General features: G+C 69.4%; 12 protein-coding genes and 1 pseudogene. 9 read left to right on the forward strand and 4 right to left on the reverse strand.

All coding sequences use genetic code 11. From position 1 onward, the window contains the following. Positions 1-68: 68 nt before the first annotated feature. Both ABZ880_RS01670 and ABZ880_RS01675 read right to left on the reverse strand, forming a co-directional pair. Positions 69-440 carry a DoxX family protein gene (locus tag ABZ880_RS01670; RefSeq protein WP_361255082.1) on the reverse strand — a complete coding sequence of 124 codons (372 nt, stop codon included), beginning with the start codon at positions 438-440 and terminating at the stop codon, positions 69-71. A gap of 95 nt (positions 441-535) precedes the next feature. Further along, positions 536-1,213 (reverse strand): SDR family NAD(P)-dependent oxidoreductase, encoded by a 678-nt coding sequence (locus ABZ880_RS01675; RefSeq protein WP_361255085.1) that lies wholly within the window; start codon positions 1,211-1,213, stop codon positions 536-538. A 184-nt stretch (positions 1,214-1,397) separates the two neighbouring features. Between ABZ880_RS01675 and ABZ880_RS01680 the strand changes: the two genes are divergently transcribed. The 3 genes from ABZ880_RS01680 (at position 1,398) to ABZ880_RS01690 (ending at position 5,971) form a co-directional block, all read left to right on the forward strand. After that, positions 1,398-2,096: a TetR/AcrR family transcriptional regulator gene (locus tag ABZ880_RS01680; protein WP_361255088.1), complete on the forward strand. Its 699-nt coding sequence runs from the start codon at positions 1,398-1,400 to the stop codon at positions 2,094-2,096. A 510-nt stretch (positions 2,097-2,606) separates the two neighbouring features. Continuing rightward, complete coding sequence (locus ABZ880_RS01685; protein WP_361255849.1) at positions 2,607-3,935, forward strand: phosphatase PAP2 family protein; 1,329 nt, start codon at positions 2,607-2,609, stop codon at positions 3,933-3,935. Between the two features lie 125 nt (positions 3,936-4,060). Further along, positions 4,061-5,971, forward strand: a complete 1,911-nt coding sequence (locus ABZ880_RS01690; protein WP_361255090.1) for a glycoside hydrolase family 15 protein — start codon at positions 4,061-4,063, stop codon at positions 5,969-5,971. Here ABZ880_RS01690 and ABZ880_RS01695 read toward each other — a convergent pair. Continuing rightward, a pseudogene (locus ABZ880_RS01695) lies at positions 5,928-6,565 on the reverse strand (XdhC family protein); the annotation flags it as partial. The gene ABZ880_RS01690 and the pseudogene ABZ880_RS01695 overlap by 44 nt on opposite strands. 221 nt (positions 6,566-6,786) lie before the next feature. On the opposite strand from ABZ880_RS01695, the gene ABZ880_RS01700 reads away from it, so the two are divergent. The 6 genes from ABZ880_RS01700 to ABZ880_RS01725 all read left to right on the forward strand — a co-directional run bounded on the left by ABZ880_RS01700 (position 6,787) and on the right by ABZ880_RS01725 (position 15,350). Next, a complete protein-coding gene (locus ABZ880_RS01700; protein ID WP_361255093.1) occupies positions 6,787-7,860 on the forward strand; it encodes a LacI family DNA-binding transcriptional regulator in 1,074 nt (357 codons plus the stop codon). A gap of 305 nt (positions 7,861-8,165) precedes the next feature. Beyond that, a complete protein-coding gene (locus tag ABZ880_RS01705; RefSeq protein ID WP_361255096.1) occupies positions 8,166-9,545 on the forward strand; it encodes an extracellular solute-binding protein in 1,380 nt (459 codons plus the stop codon). A gap of 1 nt (position 9,546) precedes the next feature. Continuing rightward, positions 9,547-10,425, forward strand: coding sequence for a sugar ABC transporter permease (locus ABZ880_RS01710; protein WP_361255098.1), 879 nt, complete (start codon positions 9,547-9,549; stop codon positions 10,423-10,425). A 20-nt stretch (positions 10,426-10,445) separates the two neighbouring features. Next, positions 10,446-11,348, forward strand: a complete 903-nt coding sequence (locus ABZ880_RS01715) for a carbohydrate ABC transporter permease (RefSeq protein ID WP_361255852.1) — start codon at positions 10,446-10,448, stop codon at positions 11,346-11,348. 28 nt (positions 11,349-11,376) lie between these two features. Next, the gene (locus tag ABZ880_RS01720) at positions 11,377-13,521 is read left to right on the forward strand and encodes a beta-galactosidase (protein ID WP_361255101.1); all 2,145 of its coding nucleotides are present in this window, start codon (positions 11,377-11,379) and stop codon (positions 13,519-13,521) included. Next, positions 13,515-15,350 carry an RICIN domain-containing protein gene (locus tag ABZ880_RS01725; RefSeq protein ID WP_361255104.1) on the forward strand — a complete coding sequence of 612 codons (1,836 nt, stop codon included), beginning with the start codon at positions 13,515-13,517 and terminating at the stop codon, positions 15,348-15,350. Before ABZ880_RS01720 ends, ABZ880_RS01725 begins: the two co-directional genes overlap by 7 nt. 42 nt (positions 15,351-15,392) lie before the next feature. On the opposite strand, the gene ABZ880_RS01730 is transcribed toward ABZ880_RS01725, so the two are convergent. Next, the gene (locus ABZ880_RS01730; RefSeq protein WP_361255107.1) at positions 15,393-16,277 is read right to left on the reverse strand and encodes an SMP-30/gluconolactonase/LRE family protein; all 885 of its coding nucleotides are present in this window, start codon (positions 16,275-16,277) and stop codon (positions 15,393-15,395) included. Positions 16,278-16,292 lie beyond the last annotated feature (15 nt).

A 16,292-nucleotide genomic window follows, 5' to 3' on the forward strand; every position in this document is an offset into this window, starting at 1 on the left:
AAACGGTGCCGTCCGGCGCCCATCCGGGTTGCGCTGTGCCGGGCCGCCGTAAGGGGAGATGAGCCGACTCAGAAGGCGTGGGGTCCGAAGCGGCCCCACATGACCAGGGCCGCGAGGACGAGCAGCACCGCGTTGAACGCAATGGCCGCCGGTTCCCTGCGCCGGGCATGCAGGCCCATGGCCAGGACCATGATCACCGCGAGGCCGGTGGCTGCCGGCGGTGTGAGCACGGTCCCGATGTCGAGAGCGCCCGGGAGGAACAGCCCCAGGGCGGCGGCGAACTCGGCGATGCCGATCAGGCGGACCACCGGGGTCCGGACATCGCTCACCCACAGGAGTTGGGGAATGAGCTGCTCGCGGGACTTGGTCGTCTTGATGAGGCCGGAGGTCGCGAACACCGCGGCCAGGACGCCCTGCACGATCCACAGGAACACGTTCATCGGAGCGGAGACCTTCTCGGAGACCTTCTCTTGGACCGCGCCGCGGTGTGCTGCACCGCGGCGCGGTCGGGTGGACGCGGAAGCGTGGTGTGGTGTCAGCCGGTGAAGACGAGTTCGGCCTGGTCGCGCTTGGTGGTGTGCAGCTCCCAGTAGACGGGCGAGATGTCCTCGGGCTGGATCACCGGCGAGCCGGGGATGACGGCGGTGGCGATCGACACGTCCAGGGCGACGTGGGCGGCCTGGATGCCGGTGCCGTCCAGTTCCTTGTGCAGGTTGACCGCCCAGTTGCGCAGGGCCGCCGCGGCGGCGTTGACGTTGCCGACGATCGGCAGGGGGTCGAGGGAGCCGGCGCCCGTGGTGTAGAGCAGGGTGCCCGCGCCGGCCTCGCGCATCGCCGGCAGCACCGCCTTGGTGGCGGCGATGGCCCCGTAGAGCTGGAACTCGATCTCGTGCTGTACGTCGGAGAAGTCGCTCTCGGCCGGAGTGGTCAGAGCGACCGAACCGAACTGCCCCAGCGGGGAGTACTCCAGTACGTCGATACGGCCGAACTGTGCGGCGGCGTCCTTGAGCGCCTGGGTGAGCGCGTCACGGTCGAGCACATCCGCGGGGAACGCGGCCGCGTTGATGCCTTCGGCGCCGAGCGTGCCGACGAGATCGTCCAGCTTCTCGCGGTTGCGGGAGATCAGGGCGACGTCGAGGCCCTGGAAGCCGAAGGTACGGGCGATGGCGAGGCCCAGCTGGGGGCCGGCTCCGACGATGGCGATGCTGGTCACAGCGATCCTTTCGCAAAACCTGGTTGGCGTGATTGAAGGAAGGAGGGAGATTCGGATAGGCCTATCCGATTCGAGATCCGGACAGACCTGCCTGCTTGAAGATTCGGATAGGCCTTTCCGGTTCGCCGTGAACCACCGTACCACCAGAAATGGATAGGGCAATCCGGTTGCTAGACTGGCCGGTATGACCCCTGGCGCCAAGCCCTCCGACGACACCGCCGCCCAGCCCCTGCGCAGTGACGCCGAGCGCAACCGGGAGCGGATCATCGCCGCCGCGCGCACGGTGTTCGCGCGCGACGGCCTGAGCGCCTCCATGGCCTCCGTGGCCCGCGAGGCAGGCGTGGGGATCGCCACCATCTTCCGGCGCTTCCCCACCAAGGAGGAGCTGGTCGCCGCGGTCTTCTCCGACCGCATGGACGCCTACGCCGACGCGGTCGCCAACGCCCTGGAGGACCCCGACCCCTGGCACGGTTTCGTCGGCTACATCGAGGCCGCCTGCGCGATGCAGGCCGCCGACTACGGCTTCGCCGACGTGCTGACCATGACCTTCCCCACCGCCAAGGCCCTGGAGCAGCGCCGCAACGAGGCGTACGAGGCCATGCTGCAGCTCATCGACCGCGCCAAGGCCACAGGGCGTCTGCGCGAGGACTTCGATCCCTCGGACCTGGTGCTGATCCACATGGCCAACGCCGGCGTCGTCAACGCCACCGGCGGCGCCGCCCCGGACGCCTGGCGGCGCGTCGTGGCCCTGTTCATCCAGTCCCTCGAGACCCCGGCCCGTGGCCCCCTGCCGGCCTCGCCCGAGCACGACGCCCTCTACAGGGCCATGCTCCGCGCAAGTCCGACGGACCTCACTTCGCAGGAGCCGGGGAAGAACGGCTGACGCCGGCCCTGTTCTCCCCCCCACGGCAAGGTCCCGGCGGGCCTTGTCCGGGGCCGGAGTTGACCAGTCAGCGCTTCAACAGCGCCTTGACGGCGCGGCGTTCGTCCATCGCCTTGTGGGGGCGGCCTGCTCCAGCGGGTGGGCACCCACCCGGGGTCGACCGCCGGGCGCCGGACACAGGTGCGGCTCGCCACGCATCGCGGAAGAGTTCCAGGCGCGCCTGATCCAGGCCCCGCAGAGCCACACGGGCGTCCCGCTCGACCGACCGAGCAACCAACCCACCGGTGATCCGGCTCTACGTACTTAGAAACAGCACAGAGACCTCAGAGAAACGCGCCCCACTCCGATAACATGTTCGAACTCGCCATGAACACCCTCTTCGTCCGCCCTTCACCAGAAAGCCATGTCATCGAGCGAGATAAGTAACCTGCCCCTCCAACATCTAACAAACCGGTCAAATCGTTGATACCTATATCATCGCGGGTGTTTTCGCGAATAAAGCCGCGGGCAATACTGTGGGCCGCAGCGGTCCTGGTGACCCTCGTTTTCCTCCTCGGACTGGAGATCGCCGCGCGCCACTACAGCGTGCCGGGACCGATCACCGAACAAGCACGAGAGGCGATTTACCCTCCTAAATCAGGCTTTCTGCTGTACTCCAGCCTGGCGCTGATGGCGGTGGTGCTCACGTGGCGACAACGCTTCATCGCGTTCGGCGTCGCGATAGGTATCGACGCCGCCTTCCTGGTGGTCCGGTGGGCGGTCGACGCCGACATGACCGACGGCCACCCCTTCGGCAACGGCGCGTTGTGGGTGCTCCTGGGCTACGGGGTCATCGCCCTCACGCGCCGCACCGGCCACGAACGTGTTCTGCTCCTGAAGGGCGTCGGCCTGGGCCTGCTGGTGGTGGCCGGCCGCAAGGCCGGGGACACCTGGCTGTTCATCACCTCGCAAGCCCGGCCGGTGGTGCTCGACCAGTACGTGGCGACCGCCGATCATGCGCTGGGCGAACCGTCGTGGCTGGTGGGCCGGATCGTCTCGGCCACCGGCTGGATCGGATTCAATTTCCTCGACTTCGTCTACGGCCAGCTCGCGTTGGCCGCGGTCATCGTGATGCTGTTTCAACTGCGCAACGTGGCGGTCGAGCGCCGCTTCCCGAGCCACCATCTGGTGCACACCTTCCTGGCGATCGGCCTCCTCGGGCCGGTCATCTACATGATCTTCCCGGTGGTCGGACCGCTCTTCGCCTACGGCACCGGCACCGAGCACTGGGCGTCGGTCAGCCTGTGGTCGGACCCGGAGCCCAGCGTGCAATGGGCGGTGGCCGATCTGTGGCCGAAAGCGCTGCCGCCGGTCGATGCCCCGCACCACATGCTGTTCGACGGAATCACCCCGCGAAACTGCATGCCCAGTCTGCACACGGCGTGGGCCACCGCGATCTTCATCCATTCCCGGAAGGGCTCGAAGTTTCTGCGCATCGCGGGCACGTTCTGGCTGATCGCCACGCTCACCGCAACGCTGGGATTCGGCTACCACTACGGCGCGGATCTCATTGCCGGCGTGGTGTTCTCACTCACCATCGAGGCGGCTCTGCGCTCACACAACCGCGGCTGGGATCGATCAGGGGTCCAACTGGTCGCCTACGGCACGACCGTCTTCGCCGCGCTCCTGCTGTCGTACCGCTATCTGCCGTTGGAGATGGCCGAACACCCCTGGGTCTACGGACCAGTTCTCCTGCTGGCGATGATCTCGGTGATCTACGGCTACGTACGGACCATCACAGCGTGGGAGCCGAGGATCGCACCGGCGCGGCAGTTGGAACCGCAACCCGAATCGGTCTGAGTCGCCCTTTCACCCGCCGTGGGTGAGGCGAGGGCCGCGGTGCTGCCGAAGGCTTGGCGTGCACAGGTCGCTGACGGGCGCTTGCGCGTGCCGCCACGGCGTCTCGGACCGAGCAGGGGGACCCCGTGAACCGATACCCGCCCATCGCGGACCACGGCATGGTCGGCGATCTGCAGACCGCGGCCCTGGTGTCGTCCGGCGGAACCATCGACTGGTGGTGCACGCCCCGGTTCGACTCGCCCAGTGTCTTCGCCTCGCTCCTGGACAGCGAACGCGGAGGGCACTGCCGCCTGGCCGCGGAGCTCCCGGACGGCGACGGCATGACCGTACGACAGCTGTATCTGTCCGACACGGCCATCCTGGTCACGCGGTTCATGGCGCCGGGCGGAGTCGGAGAAGTGGCCGACTTCATGGTGCCCATCGACTCCAAGGCCCCCACAGACACGCACCGCCTGCTGCGGGTCCTCCGGGTCGTCCGGGGCAGTCTGCCCTTCTCCTTCACCTGCCGGCCGCGCTTCGACTACGGGCGCGCCTCGCACACGCTCTCGCAGACCGACGACCACGCGGTCCATTTCCATGGCCCGGGGACCGATCTGCATGTGCAGTCCAGCAGCGGGGTCGTCCTCCGCCCGGACGGCGACGACATCACCGCCCGCTTCACCCTGTCCGCGGGCCAGGCGGCCGCGATCGTGCTGACCAGCACGGCAGGGGGCGCCCCCGCCCCGGCCCGACCCGCCCTCGGGGAAATCGCGGACGCGCTCGAGACGTGCCGCACCTTCTGGCTGTCGTGGCTGCGTTCGTGTACGTATCGGGGCCGCTGGCAGGACATGGTGAACCGCTCGGCGATCACGCTCAAGCTGCTCACGTACGCCCCCAGCGGTGCGCCGATCGCGGCTGCCACGACGGGTCTGCCCGAGCAGGTCGGCGGTGAGCGCAACTGGGACTACCGCTATGCCTGGATCCGTGACGCGTCGTTGTCCGTCAGGGCCCTGATCGACCTGGGCTTCAAGGAGGAGGCCTTGGCCTTCCGCCGCTGGCTGCGCGGGCGGATCGAGGCCAAGGGTGCCGCCTCGTCGGACCCGCTGCAGATCATGTACCGGGTCGACGGCGATCCCCACCTGACGGAGGAGACCCTCGACCACCTGGAGGGCTACCTGGGGTCCCATCCGGTACGGGCGGGCAACGCGGCGGCCGACCAGCTCCAGCTCGACATCTACGGCGAGGCCTCGGACGCGCTCAGTGTGGGCGGTGACATGGGTGCACTCCGTGGCTGGAGTGCACTGACCAGCGTCCTGGACTGGCTCGCCGACAACTGGGACCAGCCCGACGAAGGCATCTGGGAGACGCGGGGCGGCCGGCAGAACTTCACCTACAGCCGGCTGATGACCTGGGTGGCGTTCGACCGTGGTGTCCGCGCGGCCACCGCCTTCTCCCGCCCCGCCGACCTCGACCGCTGGAGGGGTGTGCGGGACGCGGTCTTCCGCCAGATCGTCGAGCGCGGCTGGCACGAGAAGCGGCAGGCCTTCGTGCAGCACTACGACACCGACGTCCTGGACGCCTCACTCCTGCTCATGCCGAGGGTCGGCTTCGTCTCGCCCCACGACCCGGACTGGCTCAGCACGTTGGACGCCATGGACGAGGAACTTGTCAGCGACAGCCTCGTCTACCGCTACGACCCGCAGGCATCCCCCGACGGCCTGCGCGGCTCGGAGGGCACCTTCAACCTGTGCAGCTTCTTCTACGTCGAGGCGCTCGCCCGCAGCGGCAGGCTCAGCCAGGCCCGCCACGCCTTCGACAAGATGCTCACCTACGCCAACCACGTCGGCCTGTTCGCCGAGGAGATCGGCCCCTCGGGCGAGCAACTCGGCAACTTCCCCCAGGCGTTCACCCACCTCGCCCTGGTCACCGCCGCCATGGCCCTCGACGAGGAGCTCGAGAAGGAGCAGAACGGACCGGGATACGGCGACCACGGGCACCCGGTCACACATGGCCTCACGGTGCCCGAGGATCCGCCGCCCTCCGCCGGCCGCCAGTGACCGGACTCCGGTGGATCGGGCCCGTGCCCAGGGTCAGGGGCAAGCCCGTGCCCTGGTTGGCGTGGGCGATGATCTCCGCGGTGATCGAGACCGCCGTCTCCTCGGGCGTGCGGGCGCCGAGGTCGAGGCCGATCGGCGATCGCAGCCGCCCCAACTGCGCCTGTGTTACACCGACTTCGCTCAGGAGGCGCAGGCGTTCGTCGTGGGTGCGCCGGGATCCCATCGCGCGACGTAGCCGACGGGCAGGTCAAGTGCCAGCCGTAGCAAGGGAATGTCGAACTTGGCGTCGTGGGTGAGGACACAGACTGCGGTACGGCCGTCCACCTCGGTGCGTTCCAGGTAGCGGTGGGGCCAGTCGACGACGATCTCGTCGGCGTACGGGAAGCGGGCCGCCGTGGCGAAGACGAGGCGGGCGTCGCACACGGTGACCCGGTGGCCGAGGAAGCGGCCGGCCCGGCTGAGCGCGGCGGCGAAGTCGACCGCGCCGAAGATCAGCAGGCGGGGGCGGGTGGTGGCCACGTGGACGAGGACGGACAGCTGCTCGGGGCACGTGTCGGCGTCCCCGCCGAGCGAGACGAGCGCGGTGCGTCCCGCCCACCGGCGCTCCGTCCGCCTGACGGCGACAAGGGCCCACGGCGCCGCCCCAGCAGGCAGTTCGCAGCGGCGGCGCCGTGGGCCGTTGTCACGGATGCGTTCCGGACTCTTGACGGCACTCTTCTGACTGCGTAGACATGACAGCGCAGACATGACTGCGCAGTCAGACCGACGACGGTCTGACATGATTGCGCTGGATCGTGCGGTCACCGGGAGATGCCATGACGCGAGGGACAGGACGGGGCGGGAACTCCGCCGCGCCGCGCAGTGTGGACGTCGCCCGGCTGGCCGGCGTATCGCAGAAGACCGTCTCGCGGGTCTTCAACGACGAGCCGTACGTGTCCGCCGACGTCCGCCGGCGGGTGCTGGACGCCGCCGAACAGCTCGGGTACCGGCGCAACAACGCCGCCCGGGCGCTGGCGTCCGGGCGTACCCGCTCGATCGGCGTCGTCACCCTGGGGACCGCCCTGTACGGGCCGGCCTCGCTCCTGATCGGCGTCGAGCGGGTGGTCCGCGACACGGGTTACGCGCTGCGCGTGGTCAACACGTTGGAGGGCGACCCGGCGGGCATCGCCGGTGCCGTGGACTCGCTCCTCGACCAGGGCGTGGACGGCATCGTCATCTCCGAGCCGATCGACGAGCAGGGCGCCGGCTCAGCCGACCCGCTCCGCGCCGACGTACCGGTACTCATCCTCGGCGCACCGCCGCCGCCCGTCACCGCGCCCGCGGTGCTCACCGCGGGGGTCGGAGCCGACCTGATGGCCCGTATTGCCACCGAACACCTGCTGACCCTCGGGCATGTGACGGTCCATCACCTGGCCGGTCCGCAGCGCTGGTACGCCGCCCGGGACCGCCTGGAGGGATGGCGCACCACGCTGACCGCCCAGGGCAGGGACGTCCCTGCGGTCGTCGAGGGCGACTGGTCGGCCGCCTCCGGCTACGCGGCGGGCCGCGAGCTCGCCGAAAACCCTGACGTCACCGCGGTGTTCGCCGCCAACGACGACATGGCGATCGGCCTGATCCGTGCGCTGACGGAGGCCGGGCGCCGGGTACCGGAGGACATCAGCGTCGTGGGTTTCGACGACATCCCGGTCGCCGCCTATGTGACTCCTCCCCTGACCACCGTGCGACAGCCTTTCGACGCCGTGGCCCAGGAAGGACTCAAGCGCCTGGTGCACGCCATCGAGAACCCTGACGCCGCCCCTCTGACCTCGACCAACCCACCGGTCGACCTGATCGTCCGCGCCTCGACCGCGCCACCTCGCTCGAACGGAGGCACTTCCACCAGTCACTGAACAGGCTTGCCAGCCCACACAGTTGTGCGTCACGGCCGGTGCGTCGCCCCGGGACGGGCCGCTGCATCGTTCGGGTCCGAGCCCGTCGGGGTACTCGCATCACACAGGTGACCGCGGGCGTGCCCCGAGCGCGGTGGGCTCTTGATCCAGTAGGCCCCTGAGCCAGGCCCGCGCACCTGCCTCGGAGCCGTCACCACCCTTCCTCTCCGGCCGCGTCCCCCACTTCACGCCAGCCGTTCCCTCCCCATGCCTTCGCACGCCCTCGCCAGGCGTGCCTCCACCCTTGCCACCGGCGGGAGTTCACCATGCCCACATCCAGCCCTTCGCCCATGAGCCGTCGGCTGTTCCTGGCCACCACGGGAGCCGTGTCACTCGGCGCCGCCCTGACCGCCTGCGGCGGCGGTGACTCCGGCGGTTCGTCCGGCTCCGCCAAGCCGGTCGGCCAGGCCGACATCGACAAAGCGATGAAGACGCCGACCCAGCTGACGTTCTGGACCTGGGCCCCGAACATCGAGCAAGAGGTCGCGCTCTTCGAGAAGAAGTACCCCGCGATCAAGGTCAAGGTCGTCAACGCCGGTCAGGGCGTCGCCCACTACACCAAGCTGCGCACGGCCCTGAAGGCCGGCACCGGCGCCCCGGACCTGGCGCAGATCGAGTACCAGGCGATCCCCACGTACACGATCACCAACAGCCTGCTGAACCTGGCCCCGTACGGCGCCTCGGCGCTCAAGGACAAGTTCGTCGACTGGACTTGGGGGCAGGTCAGCGGCCCCGGCGGCGAGGTCTGGGCGATCCCCCAGGACACCGGCCCCATGGGAATGCTCTACCGCAAGGACATCTTCGACGAGCACGGCATCCAAGTCCCGGGGACCTGGGACGAGTTCGCGGCCGCCGCCCGCAAGCTCCACAAGGCGGCCCCGAACGTCTACCTGACCAACCTCTCGGCGAACGAACCCGCCGCCTGGCACGGCCTGTTGTGGCAGGCGGGCGCCAAGCCGTACGCGGTCTCCGGCAAGAGCAACCTCTCCATCGACGTCGACGACGCCGTCTCCAAGAAGCTCGCCGCCTACTGGGGCGGCCTGGCGAAGGACGGCGTCATCAGCACCGACCCCGACTTCACCGACGCCTGGTACGCCGGCTTCAACAAGGGCAAGTACGCCACCTGGCTCACCGCCGCCTGGGGCCCGGCCTTCCTCTCCGGCTCCGCCAAGTCCACCGCGGGCAAGTGGCGGGCGGCCCCGTTGCCGCAGTGGGACGCGTCCAATCCTGTCTCCGGCAACTGGGGCGGCTCCACCACCGCGGTCATCCGCTCCACCAAGAACCCCATTGCGGCAGCCCAGTTCGCCCAGTTCCTCAACAGCGACCCGGCCAGCGCCAAGCTGTTCGCCACCAAGCAGCTCTTCTTCCCGGCCACCAAGGACCTGCTCGCGGACGCGAGTTTCACCGGCGCCGCCCCCTCCTTCTACGGCGGCCAGAAGGTCAACCAGGTCTTCGCTGACATCAGCGACACGGTCTCGACGTCGTTCCAGTGGCCGCCGTTCCTCGACCAGGCCGCCACCGACTGGACCGAGACGGTCGGCAAGTCGCTCGCCGACAAGTCCGACACCGTCGCCGCGCTCGGCATCTGGCAACAGCGGCTGACGACGTACGCCAAGAAGCAGGGCTTCACCGTCAAGGGGAGTTGAGATGGCCGCCACGCGCCGTCACCGCACGGCGGGGCCGCTGTTCGTCACCCCGTTCCTGGTGCTGTTCCTGCTCCTTTTCCTCACCCCGCTCGGCTACGCCGCCTACCTCAGCCTCTTCCAGGAACGCCTGATCGGCGGCACCGTCTTCGTCGGACTCGACAACTACGTCCAGGCTCTGGACGACTCCCAACTCCTGCACGGCGTAGGCCGGGTGGCGCTGTTCTTCGTCGTCCAGGTTCCCGTGATGCTGCTGCTGGCGTTGCTGTTCGCCCTCGCGCTCGACAGCGGCCTGCTGCGACTCGCGCGCGTGATCCGGCTGGGCATCTTCGTCCCGTACGCCGTGCCCAGCGTGGTCGCCACGCTCATGTGGGGCTATCTGTACGGCCCGGACTTCGGTCCGTTCGCCCAGCTGAGCCGCAAACTGGACCTGCCGGTCCCGCACTTCCTCAGCGACGGCTGGATGCTCGGCAGCCTGGCCAACATCGTGACCTGGGAGTTCGTCGGCTACAACATGATCATCCTGTACGCCGCCCTGCGCACCGTCCCGCACGAGCTGTACGAGGCGGCCGCGATGGACGGCGCGGGGGCGTGGCGGATCGCCTGGTCCATCAAACTGCCCGCGCTTCGCCCCGCGCTGATGCTCACCCTCCTCTTCTCCGTGATCGGCAGCTTCCAGCTGTTCAACGAGCCGAGCCTGCTGATGAAGATCGCCCCGGACGTCATCAGCAGCTCCTACACCGCCAACCTCTACGCCTACTCCCTCGCCTTCACCGGCCAGCAGGTCAACTACGCGGCCACGGTGTCCTTCCTCCTCGGCCTCGTCATCGTGATCGTCTCCTACGGCGTCCTGCTCACCGCGAACCGCAGGAGGACACCGTGACGACCACAGCTCCCGAGGCGATCGCCCCGACGGCTGCGAAGCCGGTGCCCACGACAGCTGCACGCAAGCGCAGGCCCGGGCGCAGCGCTCCCCTCACCATCGCCATGCTGGCCGCCCTGGGCTACTTCCTGCTGCCCCTGTTCTGGCTGCTGATCGCCTCGACGAAGAGCACCCAGGACCTGTTCAACAGCTTCGGCCTGTGGTTCTCGCGCGCCCCGCAGCTGCTGACGAACGTCAAGGACACGTTCACCCAGGACGACGGGGTCTTCGTGCGCTGGCTGCTGAACACGGTGATGTACGCCGGTGTCAGCGCGGTCGGGGCCGCGCTGCTTGCGGCGGCCGGCGGGTACGGGTTCGCCAAGTTCCGCTTCCGCGGCGACCGGATCGCCTTCAACCTGGTCCTCGGCGCCGTCATGGTCCCGACCACCGCGCTGGCGATCCCGACGTACCTGCTCTTCGCGAAGGCGGGCCTGGTCAACACCCCGTGGGCCGTGATCCTGCCGTCCCTCGTCAACCCCTTCGGCCTGTACCTGATGCGCATCTACGCCGCCGACGCCGTACCGGACAGCCTCCTGGAGGCCGCCCGCATCGACGGTGCGGGCGAGGCGCGGATCTTCTTCCGGATCGCGCTACGGCTGCTGGCCCCGGGCCTGGTGACGGTCCTGCTGTTCACGCTGGTGGCGACCTGGAACAACTACTTCCTGCCGCTGATCATGCTCAACAACACGGACCTGTACCCGATCACGGTCGGCCTCTCCTCCTGGGCCGCGCAGGCACAGAACGGCGGAGGCGGCGCCAGCACCGACATGTTCGCGCTCGTCGTCACCGGCTCACTGATCTCGATCGTTCCCCTCGTCGTGGCCTTCCTCATGCTCCAGCGGTACTGGCAGAGCGGTCTGGCCGCGGGCGGCGTCAAGCAGTAACTCCCCTACTTCTCCGGAGGTTCCCTTCATGGCGGCTCTGCCTGCCCGCGTCCTGTTCGGTGCCGCGTACTACCACGAGTACCAGCCGTACGAACGGCCCGACGAACGCCTCAAGACCGACCTCGACCTCATGGCCGAGGCGAAGTTCACTGTGATCCGGGTCGGCGAATCGGTCTGGTCCACCTGGGAGCCTTCGAGCGGCCGCTTCGAACTCGACTGGCTGCAACCGGTGTTGGACGGCGCCCACGAGCGCGGCATCTCCGTCGTCCTCGGCACACCGACGTACGCCGTACCGCCGTGGCTGGCCCGCCAGTACCCCGAGATCACGGGCGAGCGGCACACCGGCGAACGCATCGGCTGGGGCGCCCGCCAGGAGGTCGACTTCACCCACCCGGCGTTCCGCTTCCACGCCGAGCGGATCATCCGCAAGGTCGTCGCCCGATACGCGGACCACCCCGCGGTCATCGGCTTCCAGGTCGACAACGAGCCCGGCCTGGAACTCTTCCACAACCACGGCGTCTTCCAGCGCTTCGTGGACCACCTGCGCGAGAAGTACGGCGACGTCGAGACCCTCAACCGCGAATGGGGCCTGGTGTACTGGTCCCACCGCCTGTCCACCTGGGCCGACCTGTGGACCCCGGACGGCAACGCACAGCCCCAATACGACGTCGCCTGGCGGGAGTTCCAGGCCCGTCAGGTCACCGAGTTCATCGGCTGGCAGGCCGACATCGTCCGGGAGTACGCCCGCCCCGAGCAGTTCGTCACCACCTGCATCTCCTACACCCGCGCCGCGGTGGAGGACGACGAGCTGACCGACCGCCTCGACATCGCCTCCGGCAACCCGTACTACGACATGCAGGACGGCCTGCTGCTGCCCGACCCCACCCCCGAGAGCCACGAGCAGAGCTGGAGGACCACCGGCGTCTGGGCGCTGTACCAGACCGCCGACTGGATGTTCTCCTCCCGCCAGGAACCGTTCCTGGTCACCGAGACCAACGCCGGCTCCATCGGCGAACCGTGGCACAACCGGCCGGCCTACGACGGCCAGTGGCGCCAGGCCGCCTGGGCGCTCGTCGCACGGGGCGCCCGCATGATCGAGTACTGGCACTGGCACACGCTGCACTTCGGCGCGGAGACCTACTGGGGCGGCATCCTCCCGCACACCGGCCGCCCCGGCCGGACGTACGCCGAACTCGCCCGACTGGGCGCCGAGTTCGAGGCGGCGGGCCCGCTCGTCGCCGGGCTCGAACCGGACGCCGACATCACGCTCGTCCACTCGACACCGAGCAAGTGGCTCATGCAGAAGTACCCGCCGCTGGCCAAGCCGGACGGCGGCCCCGACCCGGCCGCCTACCACCGCATCCTCGACCCCTTCTACCGCGGCGCCTTCGACACCGGCCGCCAGGTCCGCATCGTCCACGCCCGCCAGCTGCACGACCCGCGCGGGGAACGCGAAGGACTCTCGCCGGAGGAGGCCGTCTCCCGCCACCCGGTCCTTGTCGTCCCGGCGTTCTACGTCGCCGCCGACTCCACGCTCGACTGGCTGAAGGCGTACGCGGCGGCTGGCGGCCACCTGGTCCTCGGCCCGCGCACCGGCTACGCCGACCACGAGGCACGGGCCCGCACCGAACCGGTACCCGGACGCCTGGCCGAGGCCGCGGGTGTCACGTACGACGAGTTCAGCAACCTCGTGCAGGACGTTCCCGTCCGCGCCGTACCCGACGGCCCGCTGCGGCTGCCGGAGCAGGCCACCGCCACCCGCTGGGCGGACGGCCTGACCGTCACCGACGCCGACGTGCTGGTCACGTACGACCACCCGCACTTCGGCCGCTGGCCCGCCGTCACCACCCGACGCCACGGCGAGGGCCGTATCACCTACGTCGGCACCGTGCCCGGCCGCGACCTCGCCCGGGCCCTGGCCACCTGGCTGGCACCGCGGGCACACGCCCCCTGGCAGGACCTGCCGGCGTCCGTCACCGCGACGACCGGCACCTCCGCCGACCGGCGCCGCGTCCACGTCCTCCACAACTGGAGCTGGGAGCCGGCCGCCGTCCAGGCCCCGCTGAACCTGACCGACGTGCTGGACGGCGGCCGCATCCCCGCAGGCAGCGCGCTGGAGCTCGGCGCCTGGGACGTGCGGGTCTTCGTCACCGAGAAGGAGGGTCAATGCTGAAGAGACGACTGGGCAAGACACTGGGAACCTTCGCCGCGGCATCCGCGCTGGTGGCGGTTCCCCTGGCCGGCGCACAGGCGTACAACCCGACGGGCGGAATCCTCTACCAGCTCGGCAACGAACCGTGCCTGAAGGGCCGGGGCAACTGCGCGATCTACCCCAAGTCGGCACAGCTGCCGAGCGGACGACTGGTGGCCGCCTTCGAGAAGTCCACCGTCGTACCGGCGACGGGAAGCGCCGACGGACAGACACTTCCCGTCTACAAGAGCGACGACAACGGCACCTCGTGGCAGCCGCTGTCGGAGGTCAAGGCTCCCGCGTACCTCTCCAGCGACCCCAAGTACGCGAAATACACCAGCAATTGGACCAACCCGTACCTCTACGCGCTGCCGCAGGACGTGGGGAATCTGAAGGCGGGGACGCTGCTTCTCGCGAGCGTGGTCTCGGGCGACGACTCCTACTACAAGGAGCACAGGGCGGCCGACCCCAACTGGACGCCGTCCAACGACGGAGACCGCAAGAACCTGGCGATCGCCCTGTACTCCAGCACCGACCAAGGTGCCACCTGGAAGGTCGTCAACGTCATCGCGACGGGCGGCCGGCAGGGCGGCAGCGCGGGCGCGATCGGGCAGAACGTCGCCGCCGCGAACACGTACCAGCAGGTGGATCCCCTCTGGGAGCCGTATCTGATGGTCTACCAGGGCAAACTCGTCTGCTACTACTCCGACGAGAACGACTACACCGGCTTCGATCCGGCCACCGGAGCCCCGACCCTGGACCCGGCCAACGACACCGCCACGGACTCGCACGGGCAGATCCTCGCCCACCGGACCTGGGACGGGCACAGTGCGCGGTGGAGCGGTCCCGTCGTCGACGTCGCGGGCCTGGCCCAGGACATGGGCGGCGGCAAGACGGAGATCGGGGGCGGGCGGCCGGGCATGACGAACGTCGTGCCGACGACGGACGGCAAGTGGCTTCTCACGTACGAGTATTGGGGTGGTGGGGCCAACACCCGGTACGCCGTCGCCGACAATCCGCTGAAGTTCTACGGCGGTTCCTCGGGCAACCCCGTCACTTCGCTTCCGGTCACCGCCGGTTCACATCCCCTCGCGGTGAACGGCAGCCCGGTCCTCGTCCGGCTTCCCGACGGGCGCCTGGTCTACAACGCGGCCGGCAGCGGCAACGTCTGGGTGAACGACAGCGGGCGCAGCAACGGCGTGTGGACGCAGTACCAGACGACCTCGCCGGCCGGCTACAGCCGCAATCTGCAGTACGTGCGGGGCACCGGCCGTATCGCGATCCTCAACAACCAGGGCACGTCGACGATCGCCTACGCCGAGGTCGATCTCGGCCACTCGGCGGGCGCCTACTACCAGTTGGTGAACCGCCAAACCGGCCAGGTGATCGGCACCGGCGGCAAGACCAACGACGCGAACATCGGCAATGGCGACGTGCCGGACGTCGTGCTCGAGGACGCCGGCTCGGCGGCGAACAAGGACACCCAGTACTGGCACGTCGTGACCGAACCCAACGGCGGCACCACGCTGCTCAACAAGTCCGGGGGCCGCGCGGCGGCGATCTGGACGGGCAACGCCACGGTCGGCCGGCGTATCGGCCAGTGGGTCGACAACAGCGCCACCGGCAGCTGGAATCTCGTCAAGACCGCCGACGGCTACTACAAGTTCCAGGCGGTCAAGAACACGAGCCTGTACCTGACCGGTGGGTCCCGCGGGGCTGCGCTCACCCTGCAGAGCTCGGTCACGGACGGCTCGCAGGAGTGGCGGCTCGTCCGGCAGACCACGGCATCGGGGAAACGGGCCCACCGTTGACCTGACGTGGGGTGAACGTGATCCGACGTGGGGTGAGCTCCGTCAGCTCACCCCACGTCCGCGCCAGGAGCAGGCCGCCGTTCCGCGAACCGGCACGGGGACGCTCAGCACCGCGCCGGAAGCCACGGTCGGGCTCGCCACCCCGTACCGGGCCGTGGTGACGAAGAGACGGTCATCGCCGGGATGCAGGCACACCGAGGTCGGATGCGGGGCGGGCACGGTCAGAGTGTGGAGGAGGCGGCCGTCGGGGTGGTAGCGGCGGACCGCGCCCGCGCCCCACATCGCGACCCACAGACACCCCTCGGCGTCGACGGTCATTCCGTCGGGGCCGCCTTCACCGTCGTGCAGTTGGGCGAAGGTCTCCGGGCCGCCGGAGAGGTCGCCGCAGACGGAGTCGACCCGGCAGCGCAGGATGGTGCCGGCGGCCGTGTCGGCGAGGTACATGGTCGTGCCGTCGGCGGTGAACGCCGGTCCGTTGGCGATGGTCAGGCCGTCGAGGACGCGTACGACCGTGCCGTCGGGGTCGGTCCGGTAGAGCGATCCTGCGCCGGGGGTGCCGTCGTGGGCCATGCTGCCGGCCCAGAAACGGCCTGCGGGGTCCGCGACACCGTCGTTCATCCGGCTCGGGGCCGGGCTGCGGTCCTCGGGACGGTCCAGCCACTCCACCGCACCGTCGGCCGTGAGCAGCGCAATTCCGGTGCCCGCGGCCGCGATCCAGGTGTCCGGCTGGTCGGCCACCGGTGCGACGGCGCCCAACGGCACGTCGAGTCGGGCCAGTTGGCGTGGGGCCGTGTCGTCGCGCAGTTCGAAGAGCCGACCGCTGAGGATGTCGACGTACACATACCGGCCGTCGATCCAGCGGCCGCCCTCGGCTAGTTCGTAGCCTCCGTCCACGACGACCGTCGCGGGTGCTGCCGTGAATGTCATGGTCGGTCTCCTGGA

The organism is Streptomyces sp. NPDC047043, from assembly GCF_040644055.1.
In the GTDB taxonomy this organism is placed as follows: domain Bacteria; phylum Actinomycetota; class Actinomycetes; order Streptomycetales; family Streptomycetaceae; genus Streptomyces.